Annotated in this window: 10 protein-coding genes; 7 read left to right on the top strand and 3 right to left on the bottom strand. The window is 49.5% G+C overall.

The features are described from left to right. Positions 1–103 precede the first annotated feature (103 nt). The 3 genes from G8759_RS32490 to G8759_RS32480 form a co-directional block, all read right to left on the bottom strand. The gene (locus G8759_RS32490; protein ID WP_167217462.1) at positions 104–1,801 is read right to left on the bottom strand and encodes a RagB/SusD family nutrient uptake outer membrane protein; all 1,698 of its coding nucleotides are present in this window, start codon (positions 1,799–1,801) and stop codon (positions 104–106) included. Positions 1,802–1,851: 50 nt separating this feature from the next. Then, positions 1,852–4,992 carry a SusC/RagA family TonB-linked outer membrane protein gene (locus tag G8759_RS32485; protein ID WP_167217460.1) on the bottom strand — a complete coding sequence of 1,047 codons (3,141 nt, stop codon included), beginning with the start codon at positions 4,990–4,992 and terminating at the stop codon, positions 1,852–1,854. A 76-nt stretch (positions 4,993–5,068) separates the two neighbouring features. Next, positions 5,069–5,872 carry a FecR family protein gene (locus G8759_RS32480; protein WP_167217458.1) on the bottom strand — a complete coding sequence of 268 codons (804 nt, stop codon included), beginning with the start codon at positions 5,870–5,872 and terminating at the stop codon, positions 5,069–5,071. 556 nt (positions 5,873–6,428) lie between these two features. Between G8759_RS32480 and G8759_RS32475 the strand changes: the two genes are divergently transcribed. The 7 genes from G8759_RS32475 to G8759_RS32445 all read left to right on the top strand — a co-directional run bounded on the left by G8759_RS32475 (position 6,429) and on the right by G8759_RS32445 (position 17,843). Then, positions 6,429–7,247: a hypothetical protein gene (locus G8759_RS32475; protein ID WP_232074041.1), complete on the top strand. Its 819-nt coding sequence runs from the start codon at positions 6,429–6,431 to the stop codon at positions 7,245–7,247. 148 nt (positions 7,248–7,395) lie between these two features. Continuing rightward, positions 7,396–8,601, top strand: a complete 1,206-nt coding sequence (locus G8759_RS32470) for an ROK family protein (RefSeq protein WP_167217456.1) — start codon at positions 7,396–7,398, stop codon at positions 8,599–8,601. A gap of 342 nt (positions 8,602–8,943) precedes the next feature. Continuing rightward, the gene (locus G8759_RS32465) at positions 8,944–10,137 is read left to right on the top strand and encodes an AGE family epimerase/isomerase (protein ID WP_167219381.1); all 1,194 of its coding nucleotides are present in this window, start codon (positions 8,944–8,946) and stop codon (positions 10,135–10,137) included. Between the two features lie 5 nt (positions 10,138–10,142). After that, the gene (locus G8759_RS32460) at positions 10,143–11,384 is read left to right on the top strand and encodes a sugar MFS transporter (RefSeq protein WP_167217454.1); all 1,242 of its coding nucleotides are present in this window, start codon (positions 10,143–10,145) and stop codon (positions 11,382–11,384) included. 20 nt (positions 11,385–11,404) lie between these two features. Continuing rightward, on the top strand, positions 11,405–13,024 hold the full coding sequence (locus G8759_RS32455; protein WP_167217451.1) for a DUF4127 family protein: 1,620 nt from the start codon (positions 11,405–11,407) through the stop codon (positions 13,022–13,024). A gap of 39 nt (positions 13,025–13,063) precedes the next feature. Continuing rightward, the gene (locus G8759_RS32450; RefSeq protein WP_167217449.1) at positions 13,064–16,144 is read left to right on the top strand and encodes a SusC/RagA family TonB-linked outer membrane protein; all 3,081 of its coding nucleotides are present in this window, start codon (positions 13,064–13,066) and stop codon (positions 16,142–16,144) included. A 4-nt stretch (positions 16,145–16,148) separates the two neighbouring features. Beyond that, the gene (locus G8759_RS32445) at positions 16,149–17,843 is read left to right on the top strand and encodes a RagB/SusD family nutrient uptake outer membrane protein (protein ID WP_167217447.1); all 1,695 of its coding nucleotides are present in this window, start codon (positions 16,149–16,151) and stop codon (positions 17,841–17,843) included. Positions 17,844–17,923 lie beyond the last annotated feature (80 nt).

Here is a 17,923-nt window from a genome sequence, read left to right as displayed (position 1 = left end):
TTTGTAAATGGTGAAAGAGCGAAAGAGTAAATAAGTGAAAACCAGTTGGCAGTTATTTTCACTCATTCACTCTTTCGCTCTTTTACCACTTAAACGTTATTCGTTAAAATCCTGGATTCTGTTTGAATCCTGCGTTTTCTGTCCGGTCAATCTGTGTTTGTGGAATTGGCCGTAAATTATGTATGTCTTTTACGTTGGCAGCGGCATCGGGGTTGTATAATTTAACCCGTTCAACCAGATTTCCCCAGCGTTTTAAATCCATCCAGCGGGTTTGTTCACCAGCCAGTTCACGGGCGCGTTCCTGCATGATCATCTCCATATCCACCTGTGCAGGGGTCAGCTCCATAGCCGTTTCTTTTCCAGGCCAGGCAGCACGTCGACGGACTACGTTGAGCGCGGCAGCAGCTTCTGTTGTTTTACCTTGCTTGAGTTGAGCTTCGGCCAAAATCAGATACGTTTCGGCCAGGCGGAACGCCAGATAATCGCGGCTACCCGGTTCGTAGGTTAGATCAGGACGGTTGGGGTCGAGGAATTTTTGCAGCGTTGGAAAGAGAGCTGCTGTGTAGGCGCTGGGTACCAAAACCTGGTAAGGCTTGGCGGCTCGTTGTGCCACAGTCCATTCAACACCCGGAATATAAATAGCCGTATCGCCCAGTTTCAATGTCATCTTAGCCTTACTGTTGTCAAAAGAGGTATTCAGGTTCGCTCCGGGGTTGTTGCTCAACCATGTATCCTTGAAGGTTTTCTTGTAGCGCGAGTCGTTTACCCGATCTTTGAAAACCGTTTCGGTCAAATAGGTCGTTGGGCGCAGCCGCTTAAACGGGCGATCACCTGCAATATCCCGTTTCATGCCGGGCTGCACGTCGTACTGCATACCAAAATATAAGTGAAGCTTGTTGCCTTCTCCATTATTCAGGTTTGCCGTATTAACGTTAGTCAATGGATCAGATGTGTACTGTACCGAAAAGATGACTTCGTCGTTGATTTCACCACTTCCCTGCGCAAATACACTGGCAAAATCGGGCAACAGCTTGTAGCCATAGTTGGCAATTACGCTCTGTGCATAGGTCGCGGCTTTGGCATAATCGTCAGTTGCTTTAGCCGACGAAGTTGCTTTGGTCAGATAGACACGAGCCAGTAAATGTTCGGCAGCCGATTTGGTCGCCCGCCCGTAATCACTGGCCGATTGCGCAGATGCCTTGGTGGTAGGCAGATCCGTTATAGCCGCTTCCAGATCAGTCGTAATCGCTTTATAAATTTCGGCTTCGGTAGCCCGGCCGGTTTTTTTTGTTGGGAGTATTGTTTCCGTCAGCCGTAAGTCGACTCCACCCCACTGTTGCACCAGAATAAAGTAATAATGCGCCCGCAGAAATTTCATCTCGGCTACCCGTAGTTTTTTAGTAGCGTCCGAAACGGTAGCTGCCGGAGCACGTTCAATCACGGCATTGCAGGTATTGATGCCTCGATACAACTCTTCCCACACTTGTTGAATGATATCAACAAAGCTGTTCATCTGGGTGTCGTAAAAGTGAAACCCTTTGTAGCTACCATCAGCACCAGTGGTGTAGATGTCCGTACCGTATTCGGTCATTGTCAGCCCCCGTTCCGATCCGTAAAAATTTCGCATGGACGAATAAGCGGCTTTGCTGGCATCTTCAAAACCTTTTGGGGTGTTGATATAGTCATTTCCAATATTGGAGATAACTTTTTCATCCAGTATATCCTTACAGGCCTGGCCGCTGAATAGCAGAGCGGTAAGTGCCAGAATACGGAATGATTTATGATAAATAGTTGATTTCATGTCTTTGAATCTTAAGATGTTTATAAACACATCGCTTACTGGCTGTGTGCTTAGAATTTGACGTTCAAACCAAAGGTCGTTACCCGGGTAGCTGGCACAACACCGTTGCTGACCACACCATCACTTGCGCTTGTTTCAGGGTCAACACCGTTATACTTCGACCGGTAGCTCGAAAAGATGAACGGCTGCTGAATGCTGGCAAACAAACGGAGCGACTGCATACGGAGTTTCGAAGTAATGCTTGCCGGGAACGTGTAACCAAAGTTGATATTCCGAACCTTCACGAATGAACCGTCGAAGTAATAAATAGCCTGGTTGTACACGGGGAATTCCTGGCTTGAGTTAGGACGGGGGAACTCATTTGTTGGATTGTTAGGTGTCCAGTAATCCACTTTAATCTGCTGGTATCGACCTGCCAGCTGGTTGTTATCGCGGTGGAAACCGCTCAGGATGGTTTGGCCAATCCGGGCATAAATAAAGAAGTTGAGGTCAAACCCTTTATAACTAAACCGGTTAGTAATACCACCACTCCAGGTTGGAATGTCGGAGCCCAGGAACACCCGGTCCTCAGCCGTGATTTTACCGTCATTATTCGTATCCTGCACTTTAATCTGACCAACAGCACTCTGGTAGGATTTAGCCGCGTCGGCTTCGTTGGTCTGCCAGATACCCGCTTTCTTATAGTCATAAAACTCGGTCAGGGGTTTGCCGATGAATCGTTTGTTGCCCACATCATCAATAGGTCCGTTAAAGAGAGAAATGATGGATTCTGTGTTCTTGGTAAACACGATATCGGAGGTCCACTTGAAGCCGCTCTTCGTGTTCACATTCACGGTCGATATACTGGCTTCTAACCCTTTGTTCTGGGTTTCGCCAATGTTCCGGGTAACTGCGTTGAACCCAATCGATGTTGGCAACTGGTCAGAAAGCAGCAGATCGGTCGTTCGGGTTTGGTACAATTCAATGGCACCCGCTACCCGACCACGCCACAGGCTGAAATCGACACCAATATTGGTAGTCGTTGAGGTTTCCCAGCGCAAATCAGGATTGCCGATCGTTTCGGGGCGATACCCATAGGCAGGAGTATTACCAAAGGCATACACCGTACGACCCAGCAGACCCTGCGTTTGATAGGGTGCCACGCCCTGATTACCTACCGAACCACGACTGACCCGTAGTTTCAGCAGATCGACCCAGGTAGATCCTTTCATGAAGTCTTCATTGTTGATATTCCAGCCCAGGGCAATACCGGGGAAGTTACCGTACTTGGTATTTTCGCCAAACCGGCTCGATCCATCCCGGCGCAGCGTGGCCGTTACAAGGTATTTGTCTTTGTAGTCATAGTTGACACGGCCCATGTAGGAGTTGATGGTCCACTGAATCAGGCCACTGCTTACGCCCAGTACCGAACTGGCATTGCCTACATTGTAGAACTGCTGCGATTCGGCTGGAACACCCTGCACGTTAATGTTATTAAACTCGGAATTATCACGCTGAATAGATTGCAGCGCTGTGATACCGAAATTGTGATCGCCAATTTTTTTGTTGTACGTTACGACGTTCTCCAGCGTGTAGTCAAAATTAAAGGCGGCAGCATTAGAAGCCTGAGGATCACCAAATTTCCGGGCGTTCGTTTGAGCACCGATGAAGCGGCCATATCGGTTGATCGTAAAATCAGGCCCGAAATTAACCCGGTATTTTAACCCGTCGAGAATATTTACCTCTGCATAAACACTATTGAAAATGCGGTATTTCTTCCGTTCCTCAATCTGTGCTCCCGGTATAACCTCAGCAAGCGGATTGGTGAGCAGTGCATCATTGGTAGGCGAGAAAATCAGGTTTCCGTTATCATCGTAAGGCCGACCAAGCGGATTCTGCTGAAGCGTAAAATTGTATGGGTTCAGGTTCTCCCCGTTGCGCAGATAGTACATCATATACGAAGCAAGCCCCACTTTAAGTGCCTTATTAATCTGGTGATCAACATTGGCACGTAATGAATAGCGGGTAAAATCAAGCCCAGGCATGATCCCTTTATCCTGAAAAAAGCCAGCCGAAATATAGAACTGCGTTTTTTCATTGCCCCCCTGAATGCCCAATGAGTGGTTCTGCTGAATCCCCTGTTTCAGAATCAACGACTGCCAATCCGTATTCCGGTTCGCGGCAAGGCCAGCTGCTACGTTCGGGTCGCCACCCAGTACTGCCACTTTCGAGTCAGCATAGGCATCGGCTACTCCTGTTGGGACTGGATTTCCGTTTACGTCTTTGTAGTTGCCCGTAGTTCGATAAGCTTCGCGGACGAATTCGGCAAACTCGGAACCGCTGAACAGATGGACTTTATCAAGGGCATCGGTAAAACCAACATAGTTATCGTAGCTGATGGTTGTTTTACCCGTTGGATTACCCCGCTTGGTCGTAACCAGTACGACCCCGTTGGCACCTCTGGCACCGTAGATTGCAGTTGCGGTAGCATCCTTCAGGATTTCCATCGAACCCACATCGTTCGGGTTGATGTCTTCGTACTCTCTGGCAAGCGGTATTCCGTCCACAACATACAATGGATCATTACCGGCGTTGAACGAACGACGCCCACGGATACGGATCGTTGGTACGGAACCTGGGCGGCTACCCGACTGAGCCACATCCACACCCGCTACCCGACCCTGCATGGCCTGTCCGATGTTGGTAACGGGTTGTTCGGTGATTTGCTTTGGTGTAACCGAGGAGATGGCACCGGTTGTCTGGCTCTTTTTCAGCGAACCGTAACCAACCACCACCACTTCGTTCAGGGCACGGGTATCGGTCGTTAAGGTTATGTTGATTGCCGACTTATTGCCGACAGTAACCTCCTGATTCACAAAGCCGACTGCCGAGAAGACCAGTACGGCCTGACTGGTAGGAATGTTGATCCGGTATTCACCGTTTGCGTCAGTAGTCGTGCCGCGCGTGGTGCCCTTCACGGCAACGCTTACGCCAGGTAACGCGGTATTATCATCGCCAGACAGTACTTTCCCTGAAACGGAGCGTTCCTGGGCTGGGTTGTCTGATTTAAACTTGGCCGTGGGGGGCGCACTGAAGGCTGGTTGCCCAAGCAGGGTAAGTGCCGTCAGACCAAGTAAGGGGAGCCATGTTCGTCGTGGAGATAACCGTCGTAGAGATGGTAGCCTCGGCTGAGAGGTAATTGTGTTTTGCATTCAGGTAAGAATTTAGAGTTTGTAATAGATAGGTTGATAATTAATAAAGCACGCTGAGATATTAACGGAGGGAGTGTTAGGGTAATGCCTGAACTGAGCCCTCTGCTACCTCGACTGAGTCGCCGGGGTTAAGCCGTATGGGTTTCTTTTGATTGAGTAGTAAGTTGACCTGCCCCGATGTCAGAGCTACTCGTGTGCATCCGGGACCTTGCTGAACCCGGAATGTTGTACCCACGGCTTCAACGGTAAGGTCGGGCGTATGCACCCGAAATAATCGCGCCGAAGACGTATCATTGCGATGAGTTACTGAAAAATCAGCTTCGCCCTCCAGCCATACAGCCCGTGGCGTATCGTCGGACCATTGCCCGGCAAAACCGCGCCGGTCGTACCGTAGCTGGCTATTGGCATGAAGCTGTACAATCGAGCCATCTGGTAAATTAATGGTTCGGGGAGGCCCAGCTGTTGTCGTAATCGTTTTTATTGACTGATCAGGGCCATACTGTATCCATAAAGCCCAGCCGATGAGCAGAACGACACCTAGTGTAGCCGCCACCGTTCTCAAAAAATACCACCAGCCAACTACAGCGCGAACGTCGGGTTGCAACGGTCGGAGATCTTCCATCGTTTGCAGCGATTCGCGAATACGCCACCATACCGACGATGTTTCATCCGGGGTTAACAACAGACTGGTGGGTAGCGAAGCGGTTCGAACTAATTCACGCGCAATCTCAACCGTATCTGCACATTCTGGGTTGTGAGCCAGCCAGATTTGCCAATAAGCCACCACCTCTTCGTCGGTTGGGTGTTGAACCCAGCGAACGAACAAATCGTCGAGGGCGAACTCCTCGGCGCTGTAGGCTGAATATGGCTTGTGAGACACGATATGACACTGTTTTGTGTAGGTCAAAGCATTCTGGATAAGGATTTCTACTTATTCCGGGTTAATTATACAGGCATACTTATCATTTATGGATTATTCAATGACAAAGAAAAAATCTAGATATCTGATTGCTGAAGAGCACTTTACGTAAGCTTTCGAAGAAAACTAAACATAAAGAAGAAATTACCGGAATTTTTTTATGCAATCGTTCTCGGGAACGTTCCCATCAAAAGTAAGTACAAAAAAATAGCGCTAATATAATGTAGACGAAAGCACGGATTTACCTGCGGCAGGTAAAGAAACAGGCGTGTGTCGATTTTTAAAATTGAATTTTTTTTAGAAAGTAGCCCCTTCTTCGTCGACGATTCGTAGCCGGATTACTCTGAAATACTCAATTTAGCGTTTTTTGTTAGCTCCTGATAGCCAGAGAGTAGAGTTGACGAATCGAAACCTGATAAAGGCTGCTGAAAAAACAGCCTCGATTGCATTCAGAATACAATAAGATAGAACATTTTAACCATCCGGGGTTTTATCGGTTATAGTTCTCACGAACATTATGATAAGCTTTTACCGAACCGGAATGATTTCTGGCCATTGGCCCCTGCGAGCAATTAGTACATTGCTTCTGGTCATTCAGCTAATTTCCTCAGTTATTGCCCGGCCAAATCAGCGAGTCACCCCATTAAAAGACACGGTTAAAGGCATTGAAACGCGGCCTAACGCGCTCACCTTCACTGCATCGACCGATCAGCGATTCTACTTCTTCAGTGATACGCGCAACGACAATGGCCGACGCATACCAGTGAGTGTTTATGGTATTCGGGCCGGATTTTTATTCCCTGCAACGCATGACCGACCGGCTATTAAAGGAGTAAGGGATGCCAGCTTCAAGGCAGGAGCCGGATTTTATTTTATCAACCAGCATCTGGACCAGCCGGGGCTTTTGCCAAATACATCAGAGTCTGTGACGCGCCACCTCCGTATTGCTACTGTCTATTATGAACGTTACTGGCTTCGCCGAAACTCATTCGAGGTCAGTACACCGATCGAATTTGGCTATGGACACTCCCGCTACGAACGCAACGACGATCAGGCCAAGGATTTTGAAGTCGCTCGTGGTATTTTTCTGCCGCTTGGGGTTGGCGTTCTGTCAGCGTATCAGTTTCCAACGATACGTTGGCTCCGGCCACTCCACTGGTTTGGCGTAAATGCATTGATTGGATACCGCTTTATATTAAAAAAAGACATTCCCGAAAGTCAGATCAATTATACCGGATTCTATATATCCGTAGGGCCGTCTTTTTTTCTCGAAAATTTAACCTCAGATATCAAATACTGGCGTCAACGCCGAAAACAAAAGCTGAAACGAGGTTAGTAGCCAGGCAAGTGTCCGTCCCAATCGGCTACAATTAATGAATGGACTAACCGTAGCGTCCTGCAACGATCTGTAAATAAAAATCTGGCCCACATCAGCCTATTGGCAGATCTTAGTAAGTTTGGGGAAAAGTAGTAAAGAGGATCTGATGGGTAAGTCGTCAACCAATTCTAAAACTAGCAGCAAAGGCCTTAATTTTAAACAGAATATTCTTAGCTATTTTGCCAATGCAGGTAATGCAATCATACCTGAACTCAGTAAGGAGCTAACGATAAGCGTTCCTAAAGTTACTACAGTCGTTAATGAACTCATCAGCGATGGGTTAGTGCAGGATTACGGTAAAATTGAATCGACGGGCGGACGTAAGCCTAATTTATATGGGGTTGTTCCTGATTCTGCCTTCTTCATTGGCGTCGATGTAAAACACAGCCACATCAATATTGGCCTGCTGAACCTCCAGAAAAGCCTGATTAAAGTTACCGAGAACCTGGCCTATAAACTGGATAATACAGAAGAATCGCTGGAGGTTTTGTGCCAGTACATTAATGACTTCATTGCCAGCCTGCCCATTAATAAAGACCGGATTCTGGGCATTGGCCTGAATCTGTCAGGGCGGATCAACTATTCGACGGGCTATAGTTACAGTTTCTTTTTCTTCGACGAGCAGCCGCTGAGTGAAATTATCCAAAGCAAAGTAGGCATCCGGGTTTTTCTGGAAAATGACACACGCGCCATGGCTTACGGCGAATTTTGCGTAGGTGCTGTCGGGAAAGAAAAAGACGTTCTGTTCCTAAATCTGGATTACGGTATTGGCGTCGGTATTCTGATTGATGGACAGTTGTATTATGGTAAGTCCGGCTATGCAGGGGAGTTAGGTCATATCCCGATTTTCGATAACGAACTTATTTGTCATTGTGGCAAGAAAGGTTGTCTGGAAACGGAAGCTTCCGGATGGGCGCTTACCCGTATGTTTCGTGAGAAGCTGAAGGAAGGATCAACCTCTGTTTTGTCGCGTAACGATACGCTTCCTGAAGCAATCATGATGGAAGATATTATCCAGGCGGCCAAAAATGAAGATGTGCTGGCCATTGACCTGATCGCGCGGGTAGGTGACAGGCTCGGGCGTGGCATTGCTTTTCTGATCAATGTGTTTAACCCCGAGCTGGTGATTCTGGGCGGTAGCCTTGCATCGACGGGCGATTACATTGAGCTGCCGATCAAGACAGCCATTAACAAGTATTCATTGAATCTGGTCAATACCGATACGCAACTGAAACTCTCAAAGCTGGGTGAACATGCCGGTATTGTTGGGGCCTGTCTTCTGGTTAGAGATCGAGTCCTGGCGTTGATATAAGTAGCTATCAAAAGGATATTATTTGGATAATCTGCGCTATTGTCAAATATTTTACTGTTTGTTGAATTATCTCGAAAGAATATTATTAAATAAACAATTTCTGTTCTTCCATAAAAAAATTCGCCAGTAAGCTTGCGACAACAGTAGATAATGCTGTATTTCGCCTTGCACTTAATAAATTCATTTAATAAGTTAATGATTCTTTATAATTGATAGTCATTTTGAGTCTTTTGATTGTAAAGATGATTATTAAATAAGTTGCTGCTGGTAAGAAGGTTCAAGAACCTGCATCAAGCAGTGAAAACACGGTTAGTTCAACGCAAACGTTCATTACCCACTGCCATGCAGTTAAACGATTACCAACGTCTTTATCAGGACAATCTATTGAATGATGTCATCCCATTCTGGTTGAAAAACTCAATCGATAATGAGTTTGGCGGCTATTTTACCTGTCTCGATCGGAAGGGCTCCGTGTATGACACCGATAAATTTGTCTGGTTACAGGCGCGTCAGGTCTGGTGTTTCTCGATGCTCTACAACCGGGTCGAAAAGAAGCAGGAATGGCTCGATTTCGCCATTCAGGGAGCCGAATTTCTCAAAGAACACGGTCGTGATGATGCCGGAAACTGGTATTTCTCACTCACCCGCGAAGGCAAACCGCTCATTCAGCCGTACAATATTTTCTCCGATTGCTTCGCCACCATGGCCTTTGGGCAGTTGTATCAGGCAACGGGTATTAAAGAATACGCCGATATTGCGGTAGAGACGTTTCTGAACATTATCCATCGGAAGGATAATCCAAAAGGAGACTACAACAAAGCATTTCCTGAAACGCGACCACTGAAGAGTTTTGCGCTACCCATGATTCTGTGCAATCTGGTACTGGAAATTGAACCCCTCCTGAAACCCGGATTGGTCGAACAAACCATGGAATCGGGTATCCGTGCGGTCATGGAGGAGTTTTACCGCCCCGATCTTGGCTTGATTCTGGAGCATATTGCGCCCGATGGCTCTTTCTCGGATTCGTTCGAAGGGCGGTTGGTCAATCCGGGTCATGGCCTCGAATCGATGTGGTTTATCATGGATCTGGCCGAGCGTTCGGGCGATCAGGCGTTGATGCGTAAGGCAGTCGATCAGACGCTGTCTATTCTGGAATATGGCTGGGATAAGCAATACGGCGGGATCTTCTATTTTCTGGATGTGAAAGGTTATCCACCCCAGCAACTGGAATGGGATCAGAAGCTCTGGTGGGTGCATATTGAAACCATCATCAGCTTGTTAAAAGGGTATCTGCACACGGGTGACGAACGTTGCTGGCAGTGGTTCGAGAAAGTACATGCCTACACATGGGCGCATTTTCCGGATGACGAATACGGCGAATGGTTCGGCTATCTCAACCGGCAGGGTGAGGTGCTGTTGTCACTCAAAGGTGGTAAATGGAAAGGCTGCTTCCACATTCCGCGCGGCCTCTACCAGTGCTGGAAGACGCTGGAAGCTATCGCGGAGAAAAAAGCAAACACGCTCCTACAGGACTAACACGAATGGCGAACCTCCCTACACAAACCGTAACGGTTGACGAACAGTCCGGGCAAACGGCCCAGAACTATACCCCGGCCTTGCTGTCGCTGGCGGTGCTGTACTTCATGATGGGCTTTATTACCTGTCTGAACGATACGCTGGTGCCGTTTTTTAAGAAGGGTTTTAGCCTGACGTATTCTCAATCATCGCTGGTTCAGTTTTACTTCTTTCTGACCTACGGAATTATGTCGATCCCGGCCGGGAAAATTGTAGAGAAAGTGGGGTACAAAACCGGTATGGTCATGGGGTTTGCCATTGCTGCGGTGGGAGCGATCTTGTTTTTTCCTGCTTCGGCACTGCATTTATACGCGCTGTTTCTGGCCGCACTGTTCATCATTGCCATTGGTATTGTGTTGTTGCAGGTGGCGGCCAATCCGTACATCACAATTTTGGGCCCGGCAAAAACGGCCTCTTCCCGACTAACGCTAATTCAGGGAGTAGGCTCCATCGGAACCACCGTTGCGCCGTTGTTCGGGGCTTATTTTATTCTGGCTCCGCTCGAACAAAGTCATGCATCGAGCGATGCCGTCCGGTATCCCTACCTGGGAATCGCTGCGTTACTGGCCTGTATTGCGCTGGTTGTGTGGTGGCTTCGCTTACCTGTCATCAAAGCTACTGCCGGAACAAATGAGGTAGAATCCGGAAAAAGTGTTTTCTCGTTTCGGAATCTTCGGTTCGGCCTCGGCGGCATTTTCTGTTATGTCGGTGCCGAAGTGTCCATTGGCACTTTCCTGACGAACTACATTACGGATGCCATCCATATTTCGGAAAAAGACGCGAACAGCTATGTGGCTTTTTACTGGGGGAGCATGCTGATTGGCCGGTTTGTGGGTGCACTTCTGCTAAAATCGGTGAAGCCGTCCTCTATTCTGGCCGTTTGCGCTACCGTAGCTATTGCGTTGGTTGCGATTTCAATCAACTCGGCGGGCCATCTGGCCGTCTGGACAATGATCGCCGTTGGGTTGTGTAACTCCATCATGTTCGCGATCATTTTTTCGCTGGCGGTGCAGGGGCTGGGCAAATTCACGACCCAGGCTTCGGGTTTGCTCTCAACAGCCATTGCGGGCGGGGCCGTAGTGTCGTTCTGCCAGGGTCTGCTGATCGATCATTTTACGTGGCCCATTGCCTTTCTGCTGCCTATAGTCTGCTACGGCTACATCCTTTTCTACGGGATCAACGGCTATAAAGCAGCTACTGACCTATAATTTTTCTCCCTTCCAAAAACATGACTCGTTTCCTAACCTTTCTTGTGTTCGTTGCTGGCTTAAGTCTTTCGGCTTTTGCTGGCAAAGAGCCTGCCTACAACGCCCGGATTCTGCTGATTCCGCTCGATGACCGCCCGCCCTGCTTACAGTTTACGCAGCGAATGGGCCTCATTGGCGACGCACAGGTCGTTACACCACCTTTGGAGCTACTCGGCCGATTTACGACACCCGGCCAGTCCGACAAAATCATTTCCTGGTTACAGGAACAGGATCTGAAGTCGTTCGATGCCGCCATTATCGCGCTCGATATGCTGGCCTATGGTGGGTTGGTTGGTTCGCGGGTGCATGACGTGCCCTTCGAGGTAGCCATCAAGCGGCTCGACATTGTAGCAACTATGCGTAAGCGGGCACCTGGTTTGAAAATTTACGGGCAGAGTGTCGTGATGCGCCTTGCTCCGACGGCTGACCGCAAGAATGGTGCGTACCGCGAAAAGCTGGCTCAGTGGGCCGAAATTTCGGTGGCTACCGATCCGGCAGCGAAGGCCGAAACTGCAAAACTGGAGCAGGAAATCCCGGCTGAAGGATTAGCAGACTACAAACAGGCTCGCTCCCGCAATCTGCGTGTGAATCAACAGGCCATTGACCTGGTTCGGCGGGGAGTTATCGATTACCTGTTGTTGACACAGGACGACGCCAAGCCGAAGGGCGTTCATATTGCCGACCGGGAAACGCTGATCACAGAAACCCGACGGCTAAAACTGACCGACAAAATTGCCGTACAACCCGGCGCCGACGAAGTGTCGATGCTGTTGCTGGCGCGTGCACTCAATAAACATGCAACCTATTCGCCGAAGGTGAAAGCTGTTTACTCCTCAGAAAAGCTCGGTAACACGGTAATGCCTTTCGAAGACCGGCCTTTGCGTCAGACGGTTAGCTATCATATCAAAGCTACCGGTTCGCAGGAGGTAAATGATGAGCGCGATGCCGATGTCCTGTATTACGTCTTTGCCTCGCGGTTTGAACCCGGTCGGGCCGATAGCTTTGCGGATGAAATAGACGCGAAAATCAAACAAAACAAACGCGTCATCGTCGCCGATATCGATCCGAAAGGCGATGTACAGGGAGGAGATACCCCCTTTACAATGGCGCTGGAAAAACGGCATTTACTGCCTGAATTAAGCGGGTATGCGTCCTGGAATACGGCGGGCAACACGATCGGAACGGCCTTGCCGCAGGGAGTGATTTTCACGCTGGGTGAAGCAAAACTAATGAAACAATCCAGCGTAGCCAATCGCATCTGGACGGCCCAGAGCTGGTTTCTGATTCACCGGGTGCTCGATGATTATTATTTCCACAACCTGATCCGGGCGAAGGCCAACCAGTTTGCCAAACAGGTCGGGCGAAGTTCAACGCTCATGAGCGATGAGACAACCAGTCAGGTTGAAGCGTACTGCCTGAAACTTCTTCAGCAATCATTCGATGAGCTGGTTACCAATTACGAACAGAAGCGACCCGGAAGCTTACAGCAAGCCGTTCGCTGTACCAAACCCACGGCATTACGGTTTGACCTGCCCTGGAACCGCACCTTCGAAGCCATGATCGATTTTACGATAAGCTGTCACTCTGTTCCCGAAAACTAATCCTCGTTTTCTCTTTACTAACACCAGATAAATTTAATTATGCAACACTTATTTACGCAGAGATGGCGTATAAGCTGGCTATTGGCTTTGCTGATCACGCTGTGCCAACACGCCAATGTTTTTGCCCAGAGCCAGGTGCTTCGGGGGAAAGTTACCGATGCGAACGGTGCCGTTCTGCCGGGGGTGACTGTGGTTGTCAAAAACACGACGTTGGGTACCACAACGGACGCGGATGGGCGCTATACATTACGGGTGAATGAGCAAAGTGGTACGCTTGTGTTTTCGTTCATGGGGACAGTGGGCAAAGAGGTTCCGTTCAATGGAGCCGGAGAGTATGATGCTGCGCTGGCCGAAGACACCAAAATGCTGAATGAAGTAGTTGTGGTCGGTTATGGAACACAGAAGAAAGTGAACCTCACCGGTTCTGTGGCCGTGATCGAAAGTAAATCGCTCACAAATCGGCAGGTAGGTTCGACATCGCTGGCGTTGCAGGGAGCCGCGCCGGGAGTTACTATCACCCAGCAATCGGGTGTGCCGGGCGGTGATGCAGGAACGATTCGTATCCGCGGAGTCGGTTCGATCAACGCTGGCCAGAACCCGTTGATTCTGGTCGATAACGTCGAGATGAGTCTGGATGCTATCGATCCCAATAACATTGCCAGCATTTCGATTCTGAAAGATGCCGCTGCCGCTGCAGTCTATGGTTCGCGGGCCGCCAATGGCGTTGTACTGGTTACGACCAAGCGGGGCGCAAAAGGTGTCAATGTCAGTTATAACGCCTACGGCCTGAAGCAGGAACCAACCGATCTGCCCCAAAAAGTAAATGGGTTGGAGCACATGAAATTCTGGGATGTGGCTCAGGCCAATAGTGGCCTTCCGGCCGCGTTTACCCAGCAAATTGCGGCTTATGAGAAAAAGGGCCCGGATAATCTGACGCTGTTCAACACCGATTGGCGGAAGCTGGTATTGACCAATAATGGTCTGATGCAGAACCATAACCTCAATGTATCGGTTGGTGGTGAGCGTGTTAAATTGTTCGCATCGGGCAGCTTTCTGGATCAGAATGGGTTGACAGCCAACACGAACTACAAACGGATGGATCTGCGGTTCAATACCGACGTGGCAATCACCAATAAGCTGTCGGCCTCGATGGATCTGGTCCTGAATAAATCGAACCGCCTGTGGCCGGGACAGAATACTCCTCAGTACATTATTCGCGAAATGCTGGGTTTTCCGGCCATTACGCCCGGTCAATATAATACCGGCCAGTGGGGAGAGGGCTGGTCGAACGCAAACCCGGCAGCTCAGGCGCAGGATGGTGGTTTTAACCGGAATCTGACCGATTCGCAGATCATCAAAGGATCGCTGACCTATACGCTGATTTCGGGCCTGGAGTTACTCGCAACGTATAGCGCCAACTACTACACATCGCGCAATCGGCAGTTCATGGACCAGTACGACATCTATAACGCCGATGTGGCCAACAATACGCTTGTTTTTGCACGGCCCTGGCCCGCTCTGAATTCGCTGAGTGACAATTATTCCCAGAACTACCAGAATCTGTTCCGGGCGCAGGCTACCTATAACAAATCGTTTGGTAAACACGGCTTCACGCTATTGGGCGGCTTCAGTACCGAAGATTTTCGGACGAGTTTTGTGAATACATTCCGCCAGAATCTGCTCTCGCCCGACCGACCCTACCTGAACAGTGGCGATCAACTGGGGCAAAGCATGAGCGGTGGTGAAAGCCGTTACTCGATGGTGTCGGCCTATGGTCGGTTGAACTATAATTACGACGAAAAATACCTGCTGGAAGTGAATGGTCGCTGGGATGCGTCGTCGCGGTTCAGGGAGAGCAACTGGTGGCAACTGTTCCCGTCCGTGTCGGCAGGCTGGCGACTTTCGCAGGAAAAATTCTGGGCGGGGATCAATAAAGTGGTCAACGAAGCAAAAATTCGGGCTTCGTATGGTTCGCTGGGAAACCAGAACCTGATCCGGAACGGTGTCGCCGACTATTACCCAACCTATTCACTGTTTAACTCGGGTTCGGCCTACAATTACTATTTCAACAACACCGTCAATCCGGGCTACGCCCTGACAACGGCGGCTAACCCCAACATACGCTGGGAAACCTCGAAAATTCTGGACATCGGTGGCGACTTCAGTTTGCTACGCAATCGCCTGAACATAACCGCCGATTTCTTCCAGCGCGACATTGTCGACATGCTCCAGCTGGTGCCGGTTCCGGCCTATGTTGGCCTTACAGCCCCTTTTGTCAATTCCGGTTCGATGCGCAATCAAGGCTGGGAACTGGGGATTGGCTGGCGTGACAAAATCCGCGATTTCAGCTATCAGGTGCAGGTAAATGCATCGGATGTAAAGAATACGCTGCTCAATAACGGCGGAAAACAGATTATCAACGGAGCTACGATTCAGCAGGAAGGTTACGCCCTGGATTCGTATTACGGCTACATCGCCGATGGGCTGTTTCAGAGCGCGGAAGAAGTGAAGAATGCACCCTTCCAATACGGAAACTCGGCTGCGGGCGATATTCGGTACCGCGACATCAGTGGGCCTAACGGTGTTCCGGATAACAAAATCGACAGCTACGACCGGGCCATTCTGGGCAATTATTTCCCTCGTTACGAATATAGTGTGAACCTGTCGGCACAATACAAAGGCTTCGATTTCACGGCTTTTTTTCAGGGCGTTGGCAAGAAAGATAATTACCTGTCGGGCACGGCGGCACAACCCTTCTACTCGGCAAACTTTCAGGGAACCATGTTTGAGTACCAGAAAGACTACTGGTCGCCGGAAAATACCGGAGCCGCTTACCCCCGCCTTACGGTCAACAGCATTCCGAATAATTACGTGACGTCGTCCTTCTGGGTGCGTTCGGCTGCTTATCTGCGCCTGAAAAACGTCGTTCTGGGCTATACGCTGCCAACCGCTTTGACCACGAAAGCGAAAATCAAGTCGGCACGGGTCTATGTGAGTGGCCAGAATCTGGTTACCTGGACGAAATTCTTCCCCGGTTTCGATCCGGAGCAACGTGATACGGGCGGTGAGTTTTACCCCATCATGCGAACCTATACCGTTGGTCTGAACATCAATTTCTAAAGCCATGAAAAAAAGACTTCTCTACATAACAAGTTTGTGCCTGTCGATGACCTTGTTTTCGGGCTGCAAAGATTACCTCGAACAGGTCCCGCTGGATGCTCCGGCTACGGGTCAGTTTTTTAATAACCAGACCGAAATGAATGTTGCCCTGAACGGCATTTACAAATCGGCTTACTGGAATACCGGCAATACACCCTATCAGTCGATTATGGACGGCTGGACAGATATTGCCCTATTGCGGGCGGTTGATTTGGGGGAAGGCAATTTCGACGTGTTCAACGCACATCCAAAAGCCATCTGGACCTTTGCCTACACCACCATTCAGCAGGCGAATACGATGCTCGAAGGCATGGAAGTTGGCAAAAATAATGTGCCAGCCGCTACCTATAACCGGCTTCAGGCCGAAGCGCGGGTGTTGCGTGCCTATGCGTATTTTTATCTGGTATTTCTGTTTGGTGATGTGCCCCTGATCACCAAACCTTTACTGCCAACGGAGTTTTATTCACAAACCCGTACGCCTAAGGCGGATGTTATCAAGTTTATGTACAGTGAATTAGATGCTGCCGCAGCCGTTCTGGCCTGGGCTCCTGCCGATCCGGGGCGGATGAGCAAGGCCGTTGCGCTGGGCTATAAAGCACGTACGGCGCTCTTCAACAAAGAGTATCAGGTTGCCGCCGATGCGGCCAAACAGATCATCGACGGGGCCGGGCTGAATCTGAATCCAAACTTTGGTGAGTTGTTCACGCGGACGGGGCAAACGGCCAATACCGGGAAAGAGATCATGTACCAGATTCTTCATTCGGAAGCCGATGCAAATTCGATTACATACCTTCCACTGGGCAGTATTTCGCGGGCGGCTGGTGGCCAGTCCGGGCGGTTTCCGCAGCAACGACTGGTCGATATGTTCGAAGCGAAAGATGGAAAACGTATCGATGAGTCGTCGGTATATGATCCGGCCAAACCCAGCCGGAATCGTGATCTTCGGTTAAAGTATACGGTAGCGATTCCGGGCGATACGATCTCGATGAACCTGAAAACACTGGTATACGACATTTACAAGAACACGACCTCGTTCAGAAATGCGAGTGGTGCCTGGTCAACCAGTACTAACGCTGATTTCGACAATGCCTTTGGACCGGCTAAAAGTGGCGTCGGCTTACTGCATGCCAAATACACGTTGACGGCCGAAGATGCGTTTACGGCGCGGGTTGGATTCATCATGATGCGCTACGCCGAGATCCTGCTGATGTATGCCGAAGCCAGAATTGAGCTCAACCAGCTCGACGATTCGGTGATCAATGCCATGAATCTGGTTCGAAAACGTGCCGGTCAACCAATCGTAGAGGTGGCCATTCAGAAAGATCAGAATAAACTCCGTCAGTTGATTCGTCGTGAGCGCGTTGCCGAGCTGGCGATGGAGGGCTTCCGCTGGTTCGATATTCGCCGGTGGGGAATCGCTGATATTGCGATGCCGCAGCCGGTGATGGGTGCTGCCAAAGATCCGGCTAAAGTACCTGCGGCCCCGACCTTTAAAACGAGTGCTGCCCACGATCTCAACAGTATTCCCGTTTACACAGGAAGTGAAAGCCTTCGCTACGTGCGCGAAAACCGATTCTGGTATCCAAAACTTACCTTGCTGCCCGTTCCACAATCTGAACGTGACATTAACCCACTGCTGACGCAAAATTCTGGTTGGTAGAATCTGTAGCGGTGGTGTTTTATAGGCTATATCCTGGCAATAGAAACCCACCGCTACACAGAAGATTTTTAGCTTAGTAC

Source organism: Spirosoma aureum (assembly GCF_011604685.1).
GTDB lineage: Bacteria > Bacteroidota > Bacteroidia > Cytophagales > Spirosomataceae > Spirosoma > Spirosoma aureum.
The sequence above is the reverse complement of the archived record's forward strand: the minus strand, read 5'-3'. Positions and strand labels throughout refer to the sequence as shown.

Excerpts from the sequence above, each read along its gene's own strand:
- G8759_RS32490 (WP_167217462.1), bottom strand. The coding sequence starts at position 1,801 with ATGAAATCAACTATTTATCATAAATCATTCCGTATTCTGGCACTTACC.
- G8759_RS32485 (WP_167217460.1), bottom strand. The coding sequence starts at position 4,992 with ATGCAAAACACAATTACCTCTCAGCCGAGGCTACCATCTCTACGACGG.
- G8759_RS32475 (WP_232074041.1), top strand. The coding sequence starts at position 6,429 with ATGATAAGCTTTTACCGAACCGGAATGATTTCTGGCCATTGGCCCCTG.
- G8759_RS32470 (WP_167217456.1), top strand. The coding sequence starts at position 7,396 with ATGGGTAAGTCGTCAACCAATTCTAAAACTAGCAGCAAAGGCCTTAAT.
- G8759_RS32465 (WP_167219381.1), top strand. The coding sequence starts at position 8,944 with ATGCAGTTAAACGATTACCAACGTCTTTATCAGGACAATCTATTGAAT.
- G8759_RS32460 (WP_167217454.1), top strand. The coding sequence starts at position 10,143 with ATGGCGAACCTCCCTACACAAACCGTAACGGTTGACGAACAGTCCGGG.
- G8759_RS32455 (WP_167217451.1), top strand. The coding sequence starts at position 11,405 with ATGACTCGTTTCCTAACCTTTCTTGTGTTCGTTGCTGGCTTAAGTCTT.
- G8759_RS32450 (WP_167217449.1), top strand. The coding sequence starts at position 13,064 with ATGCAACACTTATTTACGCAGAGATGGCGTATAAGCTGGCTATTGGCT.
- G8759_RS32445 (WP_167217447.1), top strand. The coding sequence starts at position 16,149 with ATGAAAAAAAGACTTCTCTACATAACAAGTTTGTGCCTGTCGATGACC.